28 protein-coding genes and 1 tRNA gene are annotated in these 16343 nt (G+C 60.3%); 14 read left to right on the top strand and 15 right to left on the bottom strand.

Annotated elements, in window-relative coordinates; translation table 11 throughout:
• Window positions 1–124 precede the first annotated feature (124 nt).
• The 6 genes from tuf (at window position 125) to AM590_RS06305 (ending at window position 3178) form a co-directional block, all read left to right on the top strand.
• Window positions 125–1390: a translation elongation factor EF-1 subunit alpha gene (tuf, locus tag AM590_RS06325; protein WP_004969067.1), complete on the top strand. Its 1266-nt coding sequence runs from the start codon at window positions 125–127 to the stop codon at window positions 1388–1390.
• A gap of 2 nt (window positions 1391–1392) precedes the next feature.
• The gene (gene rpsJ / locus AM590_RS06320; protein ID WP_004044563.1) at window positions 1393–1701 is read left to right on the top strand and encodes a 30S ribosomal protein S10; all 309 of its coding nucleotides are present in this window, start codon (window positions 1393–1395) and stop codon (window positions 1699–1701) included.
• A gap of 252 nt (window positions 1702–1953) precedes the next feature.
• Window positions 1954–2025: transfer RNA gene (locus AM590_RS06315), tRNA-Ala, on the top strand.
• A gap of 168 nt (window positions 2026–2193) precedes the next feature.
• Window positions 2194–2337: a hypothetical protein gene (locus AM590_RS20425; protein WP_157575440.1), complete on the top strand. Its 144-nt coding sequence runs from the start codon at window positions 2194–2196 to the stop codon at window positions 2335–2337.
• Window positions 2334–2516 (top strand): hypothetical protein, encoded by a 183-nt coding sequence (locus AM590_RS06310; RefSeq protein WP_058826733.1) that lies wholly within the window; start codon window positions 2334–2336, stop codon window positions 2514–2516. Before AM590_RS20425 ends, AM590_RS06310 begins: the two co-directional genes overlap by 4 nt.
• Window positions 2513–3178: a hypothetical protein gene (locus AM590_RS06305; protein ID WP_058826732.1), complete on the top strand. Its 666-nt coding sequence runs from the start codon at window positions 2513–2515 to the stop codon at window positions 3176–3178. Before AM590_RS06310 ends, AM590_RS06305 begins: the two co-directional genes overlap by 4 nt.
• Window positions 3179–3748: 570 nt before the next feature.
• On the opposite strand, the gene AM590_RS06300 is transcribed toward AM590_RS06305, so the two are convergent.
• The 10 genes from AM590_RS06300 to AM590_RS20420 form a co-directional block, all read right to left on the bottom strand.
• Window positions 3749–3940 (bottom strand): hypothetical protein, encoded by a 192-nt coding sequence (locus AM590_RS06300; RefSeq protein ID WP_058826731.1) that lies wholly within the window; start codon window positions 3938–3940, stop codon window positions 3749–3751.
• A complete protein-coding gene (locus AM590_RS06295; RefSeq protein ID WP_058826730.1) occupies window positions 3933–4472 on the bottom strand; it encodes a hypothetical protein in 540 nt (179 codons plus the stop codon). The genes AM590_RS06300 and AM590_RS06295 overlap by 8 nt, the downstream gene beginning before the upstream one ends.
• Window positions 4472–4996: a hypothetical protein gene (locus tag AM590_RS06290; RefSeq protein ID WP_058826729.1), complete on the bottom strand. Its 525-nt coding sequence runs from the start codon at window positions 4994–4996 to the stop codon at window positions 4472–4474. Before AM590_RS06290 ends, AM590_RS06295 begins: the two co-directional genes overlap by 1 nt.
• Before the next feature lie 2 nt (window positions 4997–4998).
• A complete protein-coding gene (locus AM590_RS06285) occupies window positions 4999–5205 on the bottom strand; it encodes a hypothetical protein (RefSeq protein WP_058826728.1) in 207 nt (68 codons plus the stop codon).
• The gene (locus AM590_RS06280) at window positions 5202–6014 is read right to left on the bottom strand and encodes a hypothetical protein (protein ID WP_058826727.1); all 813 of its coding nucleotides are present in this window, start codon (window positions 6012–6014) and stop codon (window positions 5202–5204) included. Before AM590_RS06280 ends, AM590_RS06285 begins: the two co-directional genes overlap by 4 nt.
• Complete coding sequence (locus AM590_RS06275; protein WP_058826726.1) at window positions 6007–6351, bottom strand: hypothetical protein; 345 nt, start codon at window positions 6349–6351, stop codon at window positions 6007–6009. The genes AM590_RS06280 and AM590_RS06275 overlap by 8 nt, the downstream gene beginning before the upstream one ends.
• On the bottom strand, window positions 6351–6776 hold the full coding sequence (locus AM590_RS06270) for a hypothetical protein (RefSeq protein ID WP_058826725.1): 426 nt from the start codon (window positions 6774–6776) through the stop codon (window positions 6351–6353). The genes AM590_RS06275 and AM590_RS06270 overlap by 1 nt, the downstream gene beginning before the upstream one ends.
• Window positions 6777–6794: 18 nt before the next feature.
• Window positions 6795–7304 (bottom strand): hypothetical protein, encoded by a 510-nt coding sequence (locus AM590_RS06265; protein ID WP_058826724.1) that lies wholly within the window; start codon window positions 7302–7304, stop codon window positions 6795–6797.
• Between the two features lie 2 nt (window positions 7305–7306).
• The gene (locus AM590_RS06260) at window positions 7307–7507 is read right to left on the bottom strand and encodes a hypothetical protein (protein ID WP_050458542.1); all 201 of its coding nucleotides are present in this window, start codon (window positions 7505–7507) and stop codon (window positions 7307–7309) included.
• Between the two features lie 101 nt (window positions 7508–7608).
• Window positions 7609–7773 carry a hypothetical protein gene (locus AM590_RS20420; protein WP_157575439.1) on the bottom strand — a complete coding sequence of 55 codons (165 nt, stop codon included), beginning with the start codon at window positions 7771–7773 and terminating at the stop codon, window positions 7609–7611.
• Window positions 7774–7961: 188 nt separating this feature from the next.
• On the opposite strand from AM590_RS20420, the gene AM590_RS06250 reads away from it, so the two are divergent.
• The 4 genes from AM590_RS06250 to AM590_RS06235 all read left to right on the top strand — a co-directional run bounded on the left by AM590_RS06250 (window position 7962) and on the right by AM590_RS06235 (window position 9912).
• A complete protein-coding gene (locus AM590_RS06250; protein WP_058826723.1) occupies window positions 7962–8276 on the top strand; it encodes a hypothetical protein in 315 nt (104 codons plus the stop codon).
• Window positions 8269–8679, top strand: a complete 411-nt coding sequence (locus AM590_RS06245; RefSeq protein ID WP_058826722.1) for a hypothetical protein — start codon at window positions 8269–8271, stop codon at window positions 8677–8679. The genes AM590_RS06250 and AM590_RS06245 overlap by 8 nt, the downstream gene beginning before the upstream one ends.
• Entirely contained in the window at window positions 8679–9317 is a 639-nt protein-coding gene (locus AM590_RS06240; RefSeq protein WP_058826721.1) for an ATP-binding protein, read from the top strand. Before AM590_RS06245 ends, AM590_RS06240 begins: the two co-directional genes overlap by 1 nt.
• 142 nt (window positions 9318–9459) lie before the next feature.
• Window positions 9460–9912 carry a hypothetical protein gene (locus tag AM590_RS06235; protein WP_058826720.1) on the top strand — a complete coding sequence of 151 codons (453 nt, stop codon included), beginning with the start codon at window positions 9460–9462 and terminating at the stop codon, window positions 9910–9912.
• On the opposite strand, the gene AM590_RS06230 is transcribed toward AM590_RS06235, so the two are convergent.
• From AM590_RS06230 to AM590_RS06225, 3 genes are all read right to left on the bottom strand, one after another.
• The gene (locus tag AM590_RS06230) at window positions 9909–10157 is read right to left on the bottom strand and encodes a hypothetical protein (RefSeq protein WP_058826719.1); all 249 of its coding nucleotides are present in this window, start codon (window positions 10155–10157) and stop codon (window positions 9909–9911) included. The genes AM590_RS06235 and AM590_RS06230 overlap by 4 nt on opposite strands.
• Window positions 10158–10307: 150 nt before the next feature.
• Window positions 10308–11180, bottom strand: a complete 873-nt coding sequence (locus tag AM590_RS20415; RefSeq protein ID WP_172795766.1) for a hypothetical protein — start codon at window positions 11178–11180, stop codon at window positions 10308–10310.
• Between the two features lie 120 nt (window positions 11181–11300).
• Window positions 11301–11546, bottom strand: coding sequence for a hypothetical protein (locus AM590_RS06225; RefSeq protein ID WP_058826718.1), 246 nt, complete (start codon window positions 11544–11546; stop codon window positions 11301–11303).
• Window positions 11547–11665: 119 nt separating this feature from the next.
• Here AM590_RS06225 and AM590_RS06220 point away from each other — a divergent pair, with 119 nt between their 5' ends.
• The 4 genes from AM590_RS06220 (at window position 11666) to AM590_RS06205 (ending at window position 14434) form a co-directional block, all read left to right on the top strand.
• A complete protein-coding gene (locus AM590_RS06220) occupies window positions 11666–11851 on the top strand; it encodes a ribbon-helix-helix domain-containing protein (RefSeq protein WP_050458549.1) in 186 nt (61 codons plus the stop codon).
• 91 nt (window positions 11852–11942) lie between these two features.
• Window positions 11943–12950: a site-specific integrase gene (locus AM590_RS06215; RefSeq protein WP_058826717.1), complete on the top strand. Its 1008-nt coding sequence runs from the start codon at window positions 11943–11945 to the stop codon at window positions 12948–12950.
• Between the two features lie 787 nt (window positions 12951–13737).
• On the top strand, window positions 13738–14112 hold the full coding sequence (locus AM590_RS06210; protein ID WP_058826716.1) for a hypothetical protein: 375 nt from the start codon (window positions 13738–13740) through the stop codon (window positions 14110–14112).
• 82 nt (window positions 14113–14194) lie between these two features.
• Window positions 14195–14434 (top strand): hypothetical protein, encoded by a 240-nt coding sequence (locus AM590_RS06205; RefSeq protein WP_004065334.1) that lies wholly within the window; start codon window positions 14195–14197, stop codon window positions 14432–14434.
• Window positions 14435–14571: 137 nt separating this feature from the next.
• On the opposite strand, the gene AM590_RS06200 is transcribed toward AM590_RS06205, so the two are convergent.
• Window positions 14572–15891 carry a ribonuclease R family protein gene (locus AM590_RS06200; RefSeq protein WP_042661929.1) on the bottom strand — a complete coding sequence of 440 codons (1320 nt, stop codon included), beginning with the start codon at window positions 15889–15891 and terminating at the stop codon, window positions 14572–14574.
• 120 nt (window positions 15892–16011) lie between these two features.
• On the bottom strand, window positions 16012–16314 hold the full coding sequence (locus AM590_RS06195; RefSeq protein WP_058826715.1) for a hypothetical protein: 303 nt from the start codon (window positions 16312–16314) through the stop codon (window positions 16012–16014).
• Between the last annotated feature and the right edge of the window lie 29 nt (window positions 16315–16343).

Below are 16343 nucleotides of genomic sequence, written 5' to 3'. Positions count from 1 at the left end.
GACCGTGGTATGGTTCCGCAAATCGCAGTACGGCGGTTAGACGGCCCGTAGCGCGTATCGAAATCGTTTTAGGGGTTTCAGCAAAAACATTCCCCACAGAGCGCCTTAGCGCGTGAACACACCAATGAGCGACAAACCCCACCAGAATCTGGCCATCATCGGCCACGTCGACCACGGTAAGAGTACGCTCGTCGGCCGACTCCTGTTCGAGACCGGCTCCGTCCCGGAGCACGTCATCGAGCAGCACCGAGAGGAAGCCGAGGAGAAGGGCAAGGGCGGATTCGAATTCGCCTACGTCATGGACAACCTCGCCGAAGAGCGCGAGCGCGGTGTCACCATCGACATCGCCCACCAGGAGTTCGACACGGACGAGTTCTACTTCACCATCGTCGACTGTCCTGGCCACCGCGACTTCGTCAAGAACATGATCACCGGTGCCTCGCAGGCTGACAACGCGGTTCTCGTCGTCGCCGCCGACGACGGTGTCGCGCCGCAGACCCGCGAGCACGTCTTCCTTGCCCGCACCCTGGGCATCGGCGAACTCATCATCGCGGTCAACAAGATGGACGTCGTCGACTACAGCGAAGACAAGTACAAGGACGTCAAGGAGCAGGTCAACAAGCTCCTCAAGCAGGTCCGCTTCAACTCTGACGACGCGACCTACGTCCCGATTTCGGCCTTCGAAGGCGACAACATCGCCGAGCGCTCCGACAACACGCCGTGGTACGACGGCGACATCCTGCTCGAAGCGCTCAACAACCTGCCGGCACCGCAGCCGCCGACGGACGCGCCGCTGCGCCTGCCCATCCAGGACGTCTACACCATCTCCGGCATCGGTACGGTCCCGGTCGGCCGTATCGAGACGGGTACCCTCAACCCCGGCGACAACGTGAGCTTCCAGCCCTCTGACGTCGGCGGCGAGGTCAAGACCGTCGAGATGCACCACGAGGAAGTCGACCAGGCCGGACCTGGCGACAACGTTGGTTTCAACGTACGTGGCGTCGGCAAGGACGACATCCGCCGCGGCGACGTCTGTGGCCCGGCTGACGACCCGCCGAAGGTCGCCGAGACGTTCAAGGCGCAGGTCGTCGTCATGCAGCACCCCTCGGTCATCACCGCTGGCTACACGCCGGTCTTCCACGCCCACACGGCGCAGGTCGCGTGTACCATCGAGTCGATCGACCAGAAGCTCGACCCCGCGTCGGGCGAGGTTGCTGAGGAGAACCCGGACTTCATCAAGTCCGGCGACGCCGCCATCGTGACCGTCCGTCCGCAGAAGCCGCTCAGCATCGAGCCGTCCTCCGAGATTCCGGAGCTCGGCAGCTTCGCTGTCCGTGACATGGGTCAGACCATCGCGGCCGGCAAAGTGCTCGAAGTCAACGAGCGATAACGATGCAACAGGCACGCGTTCGGCTCGCCGGCACGAGTCCGGAAGACCTCGACGATATCTGCGACGACGTCCGCGAGATCGCGAACAAGACGGGCGTCAACCTCAGCGGGCCGATCCCGCTGCCCACGAAGACGCTCGAAGTCCCCGCCCGCAAATCGCCTGACGGCGAGGGGACGGCGACGTGGGAGCACTGGGAGATGCGCGTCCACAAGCGTCTCATCGACCTCGACGCTGACGAACGCGCTCTGCGCCAGCTGATGCGCGTTCAGGTTCCGAACGACGTCAGCATCGAGATCGTCCTCGAAGACTAACGACGGCGCTGTCCGGACCCCCGGACCGCCCGTTCGTGACGGTCGGCCCGTCACACTCGCGGCTGTCGAGGCGCGCGTCCGGAGGACTCTGCCTCCGAGCTGACTTTCAGCGCTAAGGCGCGTGTCATCTCACTTCCGTTCGACGCGCGAGCAGACGCCCGCAGAATCGCCCGACGGAACGGGATGCTATCGCATGCCCGACCGCGGACAAAACATAGGGTATAAGTGTATCCCACGACTCCGTGGGAATGAGGGCTCGTAGATCAGTGGCAGATCGCTTCCTTCGCAAGGAAGAGGCCCGGGGTTCAAATCCCCGCGAGTCCATCCACGTTTTCACAACGTTTCTAAGGCCCGCAAGACGCCTCTCTTGCGGTCTCACGCTGTAACGTTCATCGGCCAGCGGCCGCACAAAACGTCCGCCGCGTCGAGAGTTACTGATTACTCGGCATCCGCCCCGACCACGTCGGTCGATTTTCTGGAGGGAATTGCGGCATGAATTTCCTCCCAAAGTGTCGCGACTGCGATGCCGAAATGCCGGAGCCGGTCGAGTCCGAACAGACGGCTCGGAACCTCGCCGCCTTCCACGCAGATCGGTCCGGCCACCGCGCCTACGTCGAGGAGGTCGATGAGCCATGAGCGACGAGAAGCTCCACGCCAAGTGCCTCCGGTGCGGCTGGCACGTCCGCGCGGGCGACTGGCTCGCTGCGGACCTCGTCTCGGACGCACACGAGGACAAGACGGGTCACGAGACGACGACCGTCGCCGACGGAGAACTGGAGTTCTCGAAGGCATCCGAGGTCGGAGGACCGGCATGAGCGCGGACGAACCCTCGGGGTCGCAGGGTGCAGGACCGGACCTCAGTCACCTCGAAGTCGTCGCGTTCCGGAAGTTGCTCAACACGCTCGCCGTCCCGGACGACGAAGAGCGGATGAACACGGACCTCGGTCCCATCGACGCGGCTAACCGGATCGTCGACCGCCTCGACCGCCTCGAAAACGAACTCGAACAAGAGCGGGAAGCTCGGAAGCGCGCGGAACAGCTTGCCGAGGACGCGCTGGCGATGGCCGAACAGATCGACGATGGTCGACGCCCGGACGGTGGTCCGTCGAAGAAAGAGGTCGCTATGCGCATCTCTCGTGACGAGGTTATCGTCCAGACTGCGAAGGGGAAGAACGCGGGTCCACGAAACGCGGGTGGGAAGCGTGCGGACCAGATCGGATCGGTGGCGAACTCCGGAGTTCAGGCGATGGCTCGGCCACAGCACGACCTCCGCTGGCAGTCCGTCGACGACGCTTGGACTGACCTCGTCTCGTCTTTCGAGGCGTTCCACATCGACGAGTCGGGCGACGAAAAGCGCCTCACAGTGAATCCCGAACTACTCACCGGGTCGCTGGTTCGGACGGTCGAACGCTCTGTGGGTCGGAGTGACCTCGCCAAGCGACTTGTTGGTGACTCCGAGACTGCCGGGGGTCGATAGCCGATGAAACACGCCTCGGACCGGCCACCACCAACTCAATAATTAAGAATACAGCAGTACAGCCTCTCGTAAGCAACTATTCATTAGTCGTAGGTACGTCGGTCGGAGCGTCGTCGGAGCGTCGACGGTGCGGGTTTTCTGGGGGCTTGGTGGCTTCGAGGCCGCCAACAAGTCTCTTGGTGAGTTTCTACCGTGTAAAACCGGATGGTGGTTAGCTACAAGACCGCGCGTGCGATCAGCAGCAACACAGCCACTTGGTAGAATGGTACGCCAATTATCAAGGCGACCATAACCGGGACTAGTACCACCGCCCGATTTGTTGATCGTATTGTCTGGGATCTTGTTTTGTATTTCATCTCGATCACCCTCTCGGGTGTGGTACATCGATTTTATCTCAGACCTTGGATCAACAGTATATGATTGGTGTATAGATGTATAGTTATTATTCAGAAATAGCAGAAAGTCGACGATGTTTGTCACCTGTTCTTATTGACTACGGCAAACACCCGATGATACCCTGCTAGGGACAGTACCAACCACAACGGCAGGTCAACCGTCTGCGTCAGCGCCTCAATCATCGTCGACGACCTCACCGCCGTCAGGGATGTAGACGTTCTCCAGTCGACCGATCCGCGAGCGGACGCCGCGGATGTCCTCGTGCAGCGATGCTTTCACCTCGCGGACGTACAGGCCGAGCACGACCAGGAGCAACGCGACGACTGGGTCAGTCGTCTGCAAGAGCAAGTCGGTGAGTTCACTCACCGTCACCACCGACCGCGAGGATCAGTTCGAGGAGCGGCGCGACCAGGTACAGAACGACGAGCGCCGCGAGGAAGGCGAACAAGAGCTTCGTCTTCATCTCCGCGGTGCCGTGTTCTTCCCCATCGCGTTCGACAACCACGTCGACGGCGCTCCCTTCCGAACCCCACAGACCGGGACCGAGGAGGTCGACGGTATCCTCCTGTCCGTTCAGCGTGCCGTCGTAGTCCATCACCGTGTCGTAGAGCGACCGCGCGAAGTCCCCACGGAGATATCTGTTGTTGTAGGTATCCGTCTCCGAGTCGTTCGTCTCGCCAGTACGCCCCACGTCGGCGAATCCGCCGCCGGGTTCATCGTCGAACTGCCGACCGATGGATTCGTCGACGGACCCCCCGAGGTGGTCGCCAACCCCTGCGTAGGTGTCGTAATCAGCGACTCCCCCACCGGGTTCGTCGTCGAACTGCCGGGCGATGGACTCATCGACAGAACCAGCGAGATGGTCACCGACGCCGGCGACTGCGTCGTACAGGCCCACTACGATTCACCACCGACGAGTAGGCCCACACCGACCGCAGTCACGGCCGTCGCTAGGAGGAGCGTAGTGTTGCCGAGCCCGCGGGCTTTCTGCACGGTGTCGTCGATCACCTCCGACATGGACTGCAGCGTGTCGTGAATGGCGATGTTACGGAACATATCGGCTTCTCCAGACAGATCTGCCGAGGCGGTCGAAATCGAGACTTCCCTGCCACCCAGGTTGAACGACGCCGATTCATTCGGGTCGCTTCCGTCTTGCGCGAGATCGACGAACGTCCGGGCTGTCGCCTCTGCACCGTCCTCTTTCACCTTCTCGGCGACAGATGTGACCGATGGATCGATGGTCGCAACCGAGGAGGTGTCGCCATGTTCGGCCATGACCTCCGACCCAGTCTTACCACCACTGAAGGGGTCAGAGTCGTCGTCATCGTCGTCGCTCCCACCGCCGCCGAGGTTCTGAGCGAGCTGTTCTCCGGCCGTCATGCCGTCGTTGCTGTCGTCGATATCGTCTGGTGCGATGTACATCGTTAGTCTCCCCTCTTGTCGAACGCCGGGGGTTCGGCGTTGTTTGCGTGTGCCTGTGCGATGTCGCGGGCTCGGCCGATGGGGGCGCGTCGGAGTGCATCGAGATGGTTCGGATCGACGGACCCCGGACCACCGGCAGACTCGTCGGCGAGCATCGAAAGGAGCGCATCGAGTCGCTGGTGTGCCTCCCACGCGGACCGTCCAGTCACAGTAACCACCCCCGTGCGAGGTATTCCAGAGACGGGACCTCCCCACCGCTCCCCTCGGTAAGCTCGACGCGGAACCGAGGGTTTTCGGTGTCTGAGAGTGGGATACTGTCGCCTCTGGAGACCGGCCCGGCGACTTCGGAACCGCTGGAGTCCTCGATGAAGACTTGACACGTGGAGTCTGCCGGGGTGGTCGAATCAAACACGACAGCAGTCCACGCGAACACGTCCGGTTCCGGCCACGAGACGATTGGAGACGCGGAAACAGCTTCGCCATTCACGGCGACACGCGAATAGGAATAGACCCCGTCCCCGTTGTAGCTGCCACTCCCAGCATCGAACAGGTTCGATGTTATCTCGAACGTGTCCGCGACCACCGGGAAATTGTTTGTTCCTTCCTCCGGGCGGTAGTCGCAGTACGTGTACACCCAGATTTCTTCAGACTCCGGTATTGAGAGGCCGCTGAAGGTGTGGGACCCACCGGCGGAGAGCGACGACGTACGTGCTTGTTCCCCGGACTCGACCGTCTCGACGACGGTATCACCGACCGCGGTCGCCGACGAGTCCAGGTCGACGGTGATCTCTTCGACCCGGACCTTCGGGTTGATCTTGATACCGTGACCTCCACCCCCTGTGCTTCCACCGCTGGTTATCGAGATGTCGACGGAGTCCGAAGCAGCGCGATCAAGCGAGAGGTTGCCACCGGTCGTGTGCAACCCTCCCGACACGGTAACGTCCGGTTCGTCGAACGTCTCCGCGACATCCTTGGGCGAAACCTGCGCTTTGGCTCGCCCGGCGACCCAGTTACTCACCGGCCCACCCTCCAGCGATTCTGGACGTCGTACCGTTCGGGTCACGGAACTCGAGGGAGTCGATTTCCCACTTGTCGAAACTACCCGCACCACTTGCAAGCGGGAGGTCGAACGTGTCCCCCCCGGTCGTCGTAATCCGGGCGATGACGTTTCCGCTTGTCGTGATGACGAGTTCTTGAATCGTCTCTGCCGGGTTTAGGGTGTACGGATAGGCTGAACCGTCGAAATCGAACGCATCGCCGTGGGCGTAGTTGTCCGTCTCGACGGTCCCTTGGGTGCTCGTAGCCAGAATACCGCCAGAGCCGCGAACCTCCTGGCTGAACTGCTCAACACCCATCAGAACAGCCTCCGTAGCTGGCCGAGAAAGGAGTCGACCGGGCGGGTCACACCTCCGGCTCTGTCGACGACCATGTCGACGGCGTAGTCGTAGGTGTTCGACCCGTCGATGTTGCGGACCTCGACCCCGAGGAGCTCACCTTCGTGAACCGATTCACTGGTCGGGAAAATCCAGTAGTCGTCGTCGCCGTCGACGTACTCCTTCCCTCGGAGTTCGACCAGCGGGATACGCTCTCTGTATCCCGGCTCACCCCGTTCGACGAACGGAATGATCTGGAGATCGAGGCGTGGCCCCTGGTAGATCCGAACGGCGACTTCCTCGACTGTCGCGTCTTTCTGCAGGGCGTACGTCTCGGTCTCCACGTCGTCAGGGCCGACGTTCCCGGCGAAGCGGAGGCTACTCTTGCGCTCTGAGTTGGTAGACATGAAAGAGGGACCTCCGGGTTAGTTGAGCTTCCCGTGGTAGATACGGGCGCTCGACGCGCTCGGGTCGATCTCGGCACCGTCGGACTCCTCGTCCGCGACGATGCGAAGCTGAATCCGCTGGTCCTCCCGTGCGATGGGCGCGAGGGCCGGCATGATGGGTCGCTCAGTACGCGGGTCCGCCGCGGCGTCGGCGAGGGTTTCGAGGTCGCCGATGTTGTAGCGGTGGAGCACGTCGCGGCCCTCCGAGTCGGTGATGACCGCGATAAGGTCGCCCTTGATCGCGTCGCCAGCCGTGGCGCTTCCGTTACCGCTGGCCTTCACTTGGGCGTAGATGTGCGAAGCGTTCCCCGCCTGCTTGTTCCGGTAGCCGAAGCCCCAGAACAGGTACTTGTCGGCGGGACACGACTCCTCGTAGACGACGATTTCGTTGCCCGCGCGGAGCGTCGTCTGCTTGAGCATCGCGCCCTTGACGGGCTTCGAGTTACCAGCCTCCGCGAGTTCGGTGTTGTAGGTGAGCGGCGTCGACATGCTTACTCACCTGCCACCGGGATGCCGGTCCCCTGGTCGACGCCAGTCGTTTCCTTCAGCTTGTTGTACGCCCACGTCGCCGCGCCCATGATGGCGAGGAAGATCATCACGCCGATAGTGGCGAGACCGAGGTTCTGTGCCGATTCTCCGGGTTCGTCCGTGTCGACTTCCGTGTCGAGGAACGGAACTCCAACCTTTGGCATTGCATTCGGGTCGATGGCCGGGTGTTCAAAAGCCGAAAGTGGAGTGTACAGCACTCAACGCTCAATAATTGAGTGTCGAGACTCGTTGATGTTTCATATAGTCACGCCGATAAGAACGTCTCATGCCTGTGCTTGGCTATCCGACACTCGTTTTGGGCGCTCTCGTTGCCCATCTCCGGGCTTCTGAGAGTTCCCGCCCGTTCGTCAAGAACGCCTTTCTCCTCGGCGTCGCGGGCGAGTGTGGCGTACTCAGCGGTATCGTACACTTGTCTGGTTCGGCGGGCGCGAGCATCGCCTCGGCGCTCAATTTCGTCGCGGGGGCAGTCGCATGAGCGGCGGAACCTACGAACCCCAATCGGCGACTGACCAGCAATGTGAGCACTGTGGGCTGTATTTCCGCGCTCAGGGGATCCACAACCACGAGACCTCATGCTACCTCCGAGACCACGACACGATGATTCAGCCGCTCGATGACCCGGTTTCGGTCCGGGAGACTGAGTCCGGCACACAGGACGAATCACCGGACATGGAAGTGCCGGACACTCAACCCGAGGTCGAGGCGGTGACTGACGGCGGGAACCCGGCACTCGATGCCCCTGACCCAGTCGAAGGCATCGCCACCGACGGCGGAGAGCCGGAGGACCCCGAGTGCCCCGACTGTGGAAGCGACCGATACGGCATCGTCGACGAACACCGCCGGGCGCTCCCCACGTGGGCGCACGAGTACGACTACATCTGCGCCGACTGCAAGGAGGTCTACAATGGCTGAGGGACCGCCGTCGCCCGGTGAGTCCCTCACGCCGGAGGAAGGCGTCGCGCCGTCTCACGCCGCGGCAGAGGGCGCTCCTGCAGAGGAAGCGATGGGGTCGGCATCGACCGCGCGGGAGATGCTGTTCGCCACCGAACCGCACCAGTCACTCGACGGGATGGAATCGCCGTGGGACCCGGACCGCGGCGGTCCGAAGCGACTCGTTCGCGGGTTCCAGAAGATGATCGACGTTGACGGCGTTCCGGCTATCGTCGACGTAACTGTCGGGACGCTGGAGACGCTGGTCGTCATGCGCAAGAACATCGAGAAGGCGCAGCAGGCCGGTGAGGACGACGCGGGTCACGACGAGGGCAATGCCATGGACCCGGATCTCGCGTCGCTGGTGAGTACGGAGGGCCGGTAATGGACCGGTATCACGTCACGGTCGTCGGTGACTCCGGTTCCGGGAAGACGACCTTCCTCCGGGAGATGCACGACACGTTCCCCGGTCTCTCTATCTGGATCGACGATACGGACGCCGGTGGCATCTCCGGGCGCGACCTCGACGACGCCACGACCGTCTACTCCGCAGCTGAAGCTCGCCGGGCGACTGCCTCGCGCATCCGGTGGGTGTGTGACGACGCGATGGAGGTGATAGAGCATGTACGCGCCATCGCCCACAACTACCACGAGCGCACCGGCTATCCTGTCCAAGTCGTCGTCGACGAGGCCCATCGGCATCTACCCGATTCCGAGAGTGAGTCCAGCGCGAAGGTCAACACGCTGGCCGCGATGCTCCACGAAGACCGAGACAAGGGCGTCAAGGTCGTCATCGCCTCGCAGGACCCACAGGACTTCTACTACCCACCAGTCAAGCAATGCAAATACCTCGTCTGGGTCGGTCCGCCGTCGACGTTCCACCGGGGTTTCATCCGCTACTACAACCTGAAGGACCTCGACGGCGAGGGACTTCCCTCGGAACGGTGGGAGTACGTCGTGATCCGCCCGACTGAGCCACCGAGAGCCGTCTATCACGGTGAGACGCGGGAGGTGTACGGATGATGATTGCGGCGATCAGAAACGTTTCAAAACCGCTTCACGGAGACGTATCTGCCCCTGTCCGATTTACCCTCCAGCACCCATCTCGGGTGCTGGACTTCCGTTCCCTCGACCGAGTAGCGACTGCTCGACCAGGTGATGCCGCATGAAGATCGTCCGGATGCGCGATCTCTCGCGGCACCAGAAAGAGCAACTGCAGAGCGGCGAGACCGCGGCGCTCGCCGAGGAGTTGGTCGCCGAGGTCTATGGCCTCGACCACCGACCGGACGACGCGTTCTGGTACGACTGCGTCCATCCCAACAGCGGCGCGAAGACCGAGGTCAAGTCAACTTCCGTCCGGATCGGTGAGAAGTATCCCGCGCACGGACGCTTTCGACTTCGGCACGACCAGACGCGGTCGCTACTCGCGGCAGACGCCCGGGGTGTCGCGTGGTATGCGTTCGTCCTCTACGACTTCGACAAGGGTGAGATTCGGATTCGTCGGGCAAAGCCGTCGACGGTGAGTAAGTGGGTGCGAGAGGCTGGTGGATGGAACGAAGCGGGTCACGAGGAGTTCGAGGAACAGCGAAAAATCGGGTCGCGATTTGCTGATACTTAAGCAGGGACAGGGTCGTCACGTTTGACGATGTCATACATCTGCGCAGGCTCTCCATTGAGGCCGACAATCTCAACCTCGTTTGTTCTCTCGTAGTGATGGAGTTCGTCTGCAGCGGATCTACTGATAATCTCCACCTTGCTCAAGTCAAGTGTCGTGCAACCTTTTTTGATTGCTTCCTTAACGACCTCTTCAGCATAACTCCGGGTGTTAATACTCCGGTCATTAAGGGTGTATTTTAGAGCCATAGTCGTGGTACCTGCTGATGTACGGGTATTGTACGTGTTGGTATGCGTGTACCTATCCGTATCTGTATGCCGTATATGGCACATATTGGTGTAGCAGATTATATGCTTTTCTATGGATCCAGATACTGTTTACTTCACTCGGAAAGTACGCTAGTAGTACTTCTGGTAAGAAACCTCACCGGCGGGTTCTCTGAGACGGGCGACGAAGATTGTTCCTGGCCAGTATTGTCCATTGAGTATCTGTTTGTAGTCTCCGTCGCCTTGCCGGTGTATTGCTGCGTTTCGGGACACTAGTGCGACCTCTCCATTAAATTCGAGACACGAGATATTTGTCGCATATTTCATACCTCGACCTCTATTTCTATAATCGTCTGTACTATTTTTAGTTGAGTAACCGTCTGTAGACTTTAATAGCGCATCGTAGTCGTCATTGAAATCCATGCCGTATTTCTCATAACTACCAGGAATTGTCACACCATTATCTGCAATACAGATATCGATGAACTCTTTGGACGGATAGTTCTGTACTAGAACCGATCCCTGTTTTGAGTGTGCGTGTTGATCTATGTTATCTGATATCTCTTGGATTCCGTAGAGCATTGCGCTGACTTCCTTGCTATCCCGATCTGAACAGTAGTCACCAAGCAGGTCCCAAATTTTACTGGTCACAGTTTGAACAATAGATGACCCGTTATCGTCAATTAGACGGCAGATAGGTATGTGGTTTTCATAGTCTTCTGTCGGATCACTAGTCCCAATTGGGAATTTTATCTGGTTAGTGTATTCAGAAACCAAATTATTTCGAGGTGGGAGATAATCAACATTCTTGTTGTCTTTCTTGAGGTCGTGATACAGCACATTTAGAGGTGCATAGTACGCTGGCCCTCCCCACGAAAGTCCAGTAAAATCTAGTACGATGTCCTCAGAACCACTACTCATCACCTCTTCACGGGTTTTCATCACACACCGTAGCTGGCTAACGAGGTCGTCTGCTGGTGTGTGTTCGACGGAGATAACAGTCATTGGGAAGTGATTTGTAGTACGACAGGTTCAGTAAAAACCTCTCCGCTAGCAGCGCGTTGATATGTGGTTACTGGTCGGATGACTGTCTGGATACTATGTCATGAAATGACATAACCTCGACTACTTTTTGTCGCCAGAATTGACCTCTCGCTTCCGCCGATCAACCTCCCTCCTAACAGCATGAACGACGAGATCGATCCGTTCCTCCCGTTGGTACGACTCATAGACCTCGTCGAGGATTGGATCTACCTGCTGACGCATCCGAATCGCGTGCCGAATCCATTGGCTCTTCGAGTCGCCGTAGGACAACTCGTTCTCGATTTCTTGGTTTAGCTCATCGGGGAGACTCAGGCTTGTTCGGGCCATTGGCAGGTAATCAGTTATTGAATGAATACTGGCACAGACTATTAAGCACATGGGCTAGCAAATCTGATTTTCACCGTGTAGTAATTATTAAGTTATTACGGTAATACCGTATTATGTGTATGGCACTCAGCGTGAACGTCACCATCTCGATGCCGCCAGAGATGGTCGAGAAAATCGATGCACAGAGCAAGAACCACAAAATGAGTCGGGCACAGTACGTCCGCCACCTCATCCAGCAAGCGCCTGACTCACCATTCGATGAACCAGACCTGCGGCTCACCGAGAGTCCACAGGTAGACGCTTAGAACGGGGGACTGGAGCCTTGGAAACTCACCACTCCCCCACAAACAGACAGCGGCGCGAGGCACGTAAGACTGCCGTTCGGGAGGTATTCGAGTGACTGACCTCGAACCACTCTCACCCGAGGACGGCGTCGAGCGGTTCATCGCCTACCGCGAGCCGAGCGTCCGCGAGTCGACCCTGCAGAACGCGAAGACGCGGCTGAATCACTTCCTCCGCTGGTGCGAGGTCGCTGGCATCGACAACCTCAACGACCTCACCGGACGGAAGCTCAACGACTTCGTTACGTGGCGTCAGGGCGATATCGCGCCCATCACGCTCCAGAAGCAACTCAGTAGCGTCCGCATGGCGCTCGATTTCTGGAGCGACCTTGACGCCGTCGAGGACGGGCTGCGCGAGAAGCTACACGCACCGGAACTCCCCGATGGTGCCGAGGCACGCAACATCCATCTGGAGCCGGATACCGCAGAGACGATTCTGGAGTATCTAGACCGCTACCACTACGCGAGCCGGATGCACGCCGTCATGGAGCTCATCTGGCGGACGGGGATGCGTCGCGGAACCGTCCGCGGGCTGGATGTTGGCGACCTCAACGAAGACGAGCACGCCATTCAGATCGTCCACCGACCAGAGTCCGACACCCCGCTGAAGAACGGGAACAAGGGCGAACGGTGGGTGTACATCGGTCCTGAATGGATGCGCATCCTGCAGGAGTACATCGCCGAGAACCGGCACAATGTCACCGACGACTACGGGCGTCGTCCGCTCATCACCACGAGCTACGGGCGTATCACGGGCGACACCCTGTACAAGATCGTCAACAAGGCGACCCAACCGTGTGAGTACGGCCTTCCGTGTCCGCACGACCGTGACCCATCGGCCTGCGAAGCCCGCGGAACGCATGGGTTGCCGAACAAGTGTCCATCGTCGAAGTCGCCCCACGCGGTTCGTCGAGGACACATCACGCACTACCTGTCGCGGGATGTCGAGCCGGAGATCATCTCGGAACGCTCCGACGTGTCGCTCGAAATCCTGTACCAGCACTACGACGCGCGCACCGCCCGCGAGAAAATGGAAGTCAGAAAGGAACACCTGCCATCATGAACCCGAATAACACTCCCCCGCGAGTCCATTTCCTTCCGTCACTTCGTTCCGCCAGTCAATGGACTCGCTTGCCCCCGTTCGCTTCGCTCACGGGGACCCCGCGAGTCCACTACCATTTTCGCGACGCAATACAACGAGTCGTGACTTCGTCAGGAGTCCGACGAGTATCAACTGCGTCGCGAACAGATGTACGTCCAGTTTCTCATTTCCGTCCAATGCCGAGTTGATATGCCGCGAAGTACGTACTGAGCATCGATATGGCAAGTAGAGTGCAGAACGTGCTTATAAAATAGAGAAGTTCAACGATTGAATTCGGTGAGCTGACACCCAGAAATCGTGATACGATCGCAGCGAATCCAACCGAAGGAAACGAAGCAATCATCAGTACAAATCTACTGGACCATGCGCTGGACCGCCCCAGCATGAAGTCTGTTGGAGGGGCATCCATACTATAATCATACGCAAAGAGTTGTTTTAAAATTGTCATTTCCGCCCAGTACCTCACGGCCTAGGCTACCGCTGTTTTTGTGACGCTTCCCACCGTGGCGAATACTGAGTCGTCGCGTTCTACGACTACACAATCGCGATCCGAACGAAGTACCACTCTCCCTCGTACCGGACGAGTTCGGGCCGGTCAGCGTTGCTGAACGAAAACCGGCTTTGTTCGTCGTCCGAGCGTGACTCGGCCGTCGAGCGCGCTCGGAAACATCGTTCACTTCCGCCGAATCCTACACTTTCACCCCGCTCATGGCGGACCCTCTTATCGCCTCGCTCCGAGGCCGTCGGTATGGAAACACGACGAGGCGAACCCCCGTCGGACCCAACGGCCCTCTTTCGAGCCATCGTCTCGAAACTCCGCGAGACGCGCCGCGGGGTCCACCAACACCGGATGGCGCAGGCGCTCCTCCAGAAGGACGCCAACGGCTCGCGGCTGGTCGGACTCGACGAGAACACCGAGCGGGCGGTCTTTTTCAACCCCGCGTCGCAGACGCTCGAACTGATACCGTTCGACCGGGAGGGAACTCACGAGGAGCGCGCGGAGGTGCTGTCGCGTCGGCTGAGCGACCCGTCGTCGTGGGTCGAGGCCAACGCGGCGGGGCTGTCGTGGATCCACCCGCACTTTCGGTGGGCCTGCGGGTTGGACGACGCCGGGCAGCCGTGAGTCGAGAATCGTGAGTCGCGTCCGACCGTGACCGATGTCCGACCGTGAAGAATTATACGCACGCCCCGCGCACAACACGTCCATGAACGACGAGGAACTCGACGAACTCCGGTCGTCTCTCACGCCCTACGAGTCCAGCGGGGGCGTCACCACCTACCAGAACACCGTCTCTATCGCCTGTCCGGCGTGCGAGAAACCGTTCGACGACTTGGTCGTCTGCGAGAACGACTACAACAGCCTCGAACTGAGCATGATGCTCGACCTCTGTGTGACCCAGCACGACGGCGACGTGCTGCTGTTCACGCACAAACAGGAGGAGTAACGCGGCCGGCGACGGTGGGACGCGGTCCACCGTTTCAGTCTCGCAGTTACGAGTCCGTCACCCCGTGCCCGTCTCTCCAGTAGCGGTCGGTGAATTCTCGTCGGCCAAAAACGAGTGGTTGCGCGACGACCGCCCGGTTATTCGCGCGGCGGGAGACCGTTTTCGTCGATGACCTCGCCGTCGTCGTCGACGGTGACGATACCGCGGTTGTTGACCGCGTAGGGGTCCAAGCCGACTTCTTGGAGGAACTGCTTGTAGAGCCGCTCGGCCGTCTCGGCGTCCTTCTGGCGGTCGGAGGCGCGGTCACAGAGTTCCACGAGGTCTTCGGGCACGTCGTTCTCGTGGACGATCCAGTGGTTGATGAGGTCCGACAGCCGTCGGATGGGCGAGGTGAAGTGACCGTAGATGTCGAAGTTGAGCGCGTAGTGGCCGCCGAAGGGGTCGTTCATGTACTTCGCGCGGGGCATGACCTTCAGCACGGCGCGCTGAATCTTGTTGAGGGTGCGGGAGTTCGCGCTCTCCAAAGCGTCGTTGACGGCCTTGCGGGGCTCGTCCCACGACGTGGACTTGATGCTCACGCCGTCGAGTTCGGTGATTTCGCGGAGCGCCTTGTCCCACTGGTCGGGGGTCGGCTGCGGGTGGACGCGGTACATCGCCTCGACGCCGCGGTTCCACATGAGTTCGTGCGTGACGGCCTTGTTCGCCTTCAGCATGCACTCTTCGATGATGGTGTGGGCGCGGTCGCGACTCGGGTTGAGGACCAGCGAGCCGTCTTCCTTGCGCTGCTCGTGGAGTTGGTCCGCGAGGTCGAAGACGAGGGAGTTCTCCTCGTGGAGAGGAAGGTCGGGGTCTTCCAGTCGGTTTTCACACTGCGTGTAGGTAAGCCGTTCGTTGGAGTGGATGACGGACTTGTAGATGTCGATAGACTCGAACGAGAGCGTGTCTTTCTTGATCTCCATCTCGACGGTGTGGGCGAGGCGGTCCTCCTCGGGGACGAGAGAACAGACCGTCTCGGCCAGCGCCGGCGGGAGCATGTGGATGGTGTAGGCGGGGAGGTAGACGGTGTTGCCGCGCTTGACGGCCTCGGCCCACATCTCCGAACCGGGGTGGACGTAGTGGGTCACGTCGGCGATGTGGACCCACAGCGTGTACGTCTCCTCGTTCTCGCGGATGCTTAGGGCGTCGTCGAAGTCCTGGGCGTCGACGGGGTCGGTCGTCCACGTCGTGAGGTCTCGGAGGTCCTTGCGGTGTTCCAACTCGTCTTCGATCTCCTCGTGGACGCCGTCGGTGCGCGCACGCGCCTCCGAGAGGACTTCCGGCGGGAACTTGTCTCGAATCTCGAACTCCTCGAACAGGTCCTCGCGCTTGTTCTGGAGGTGTCGCGCGAGTTCGGCGTCTATCTCCACCGGTCCTTGCCCTTCGGCGGTCCCGGCGTACGCCTGCGCGTCGTCTGACATAGTCCCGACTAGACGGGGCAGGGAGAAATGAGTGTCGGGCACGGCCCGCGACGAGAAGGAAACGATATCGCTCGCGACCGCGACCTCGTTCGCCTCGGCGGCGGTCCGACGGCTGCGCCCTCAGCGGCCGCGCTCGCCGGGCGATTCGTACCGCTCTTTGACCGCGTCGAAGTAGCGAAGCAGGAACTCCTCGTTGGAGATGCTGTGTTCTTCGATGTCGATGAGGAGGCCTTCGAGCTCCTCGCGGGGCTGGTGACAGAGCCCTCGATAACAGGACTTACAGAGGTGTTCGAACCGCTTGCCGTGCCGTTCCCAGCGGTTCCCCTCTTTGTCGTACTCGCGCGCCGCCGACCGGAGGACCGCGTCACCGCATGCGATGCACACGACACGTTTCCGGTCCCGGTTCGTCCGGGAGCGCCACATATCGTTGGAGTGGACCCAATCGTACTTAG

Source organism: Haloferax sp. Q22 (assembly GCF_001482285.1).
GTDB lineage: Archaea > Halobacteriota > Halobacteria > Halobacteriales > Haloferacaceae > Haloferax.
Note: the sequence above shows the minus strand (reverse complement) of the source record. Positions and strands in the feature narration are given on the sequence as shown.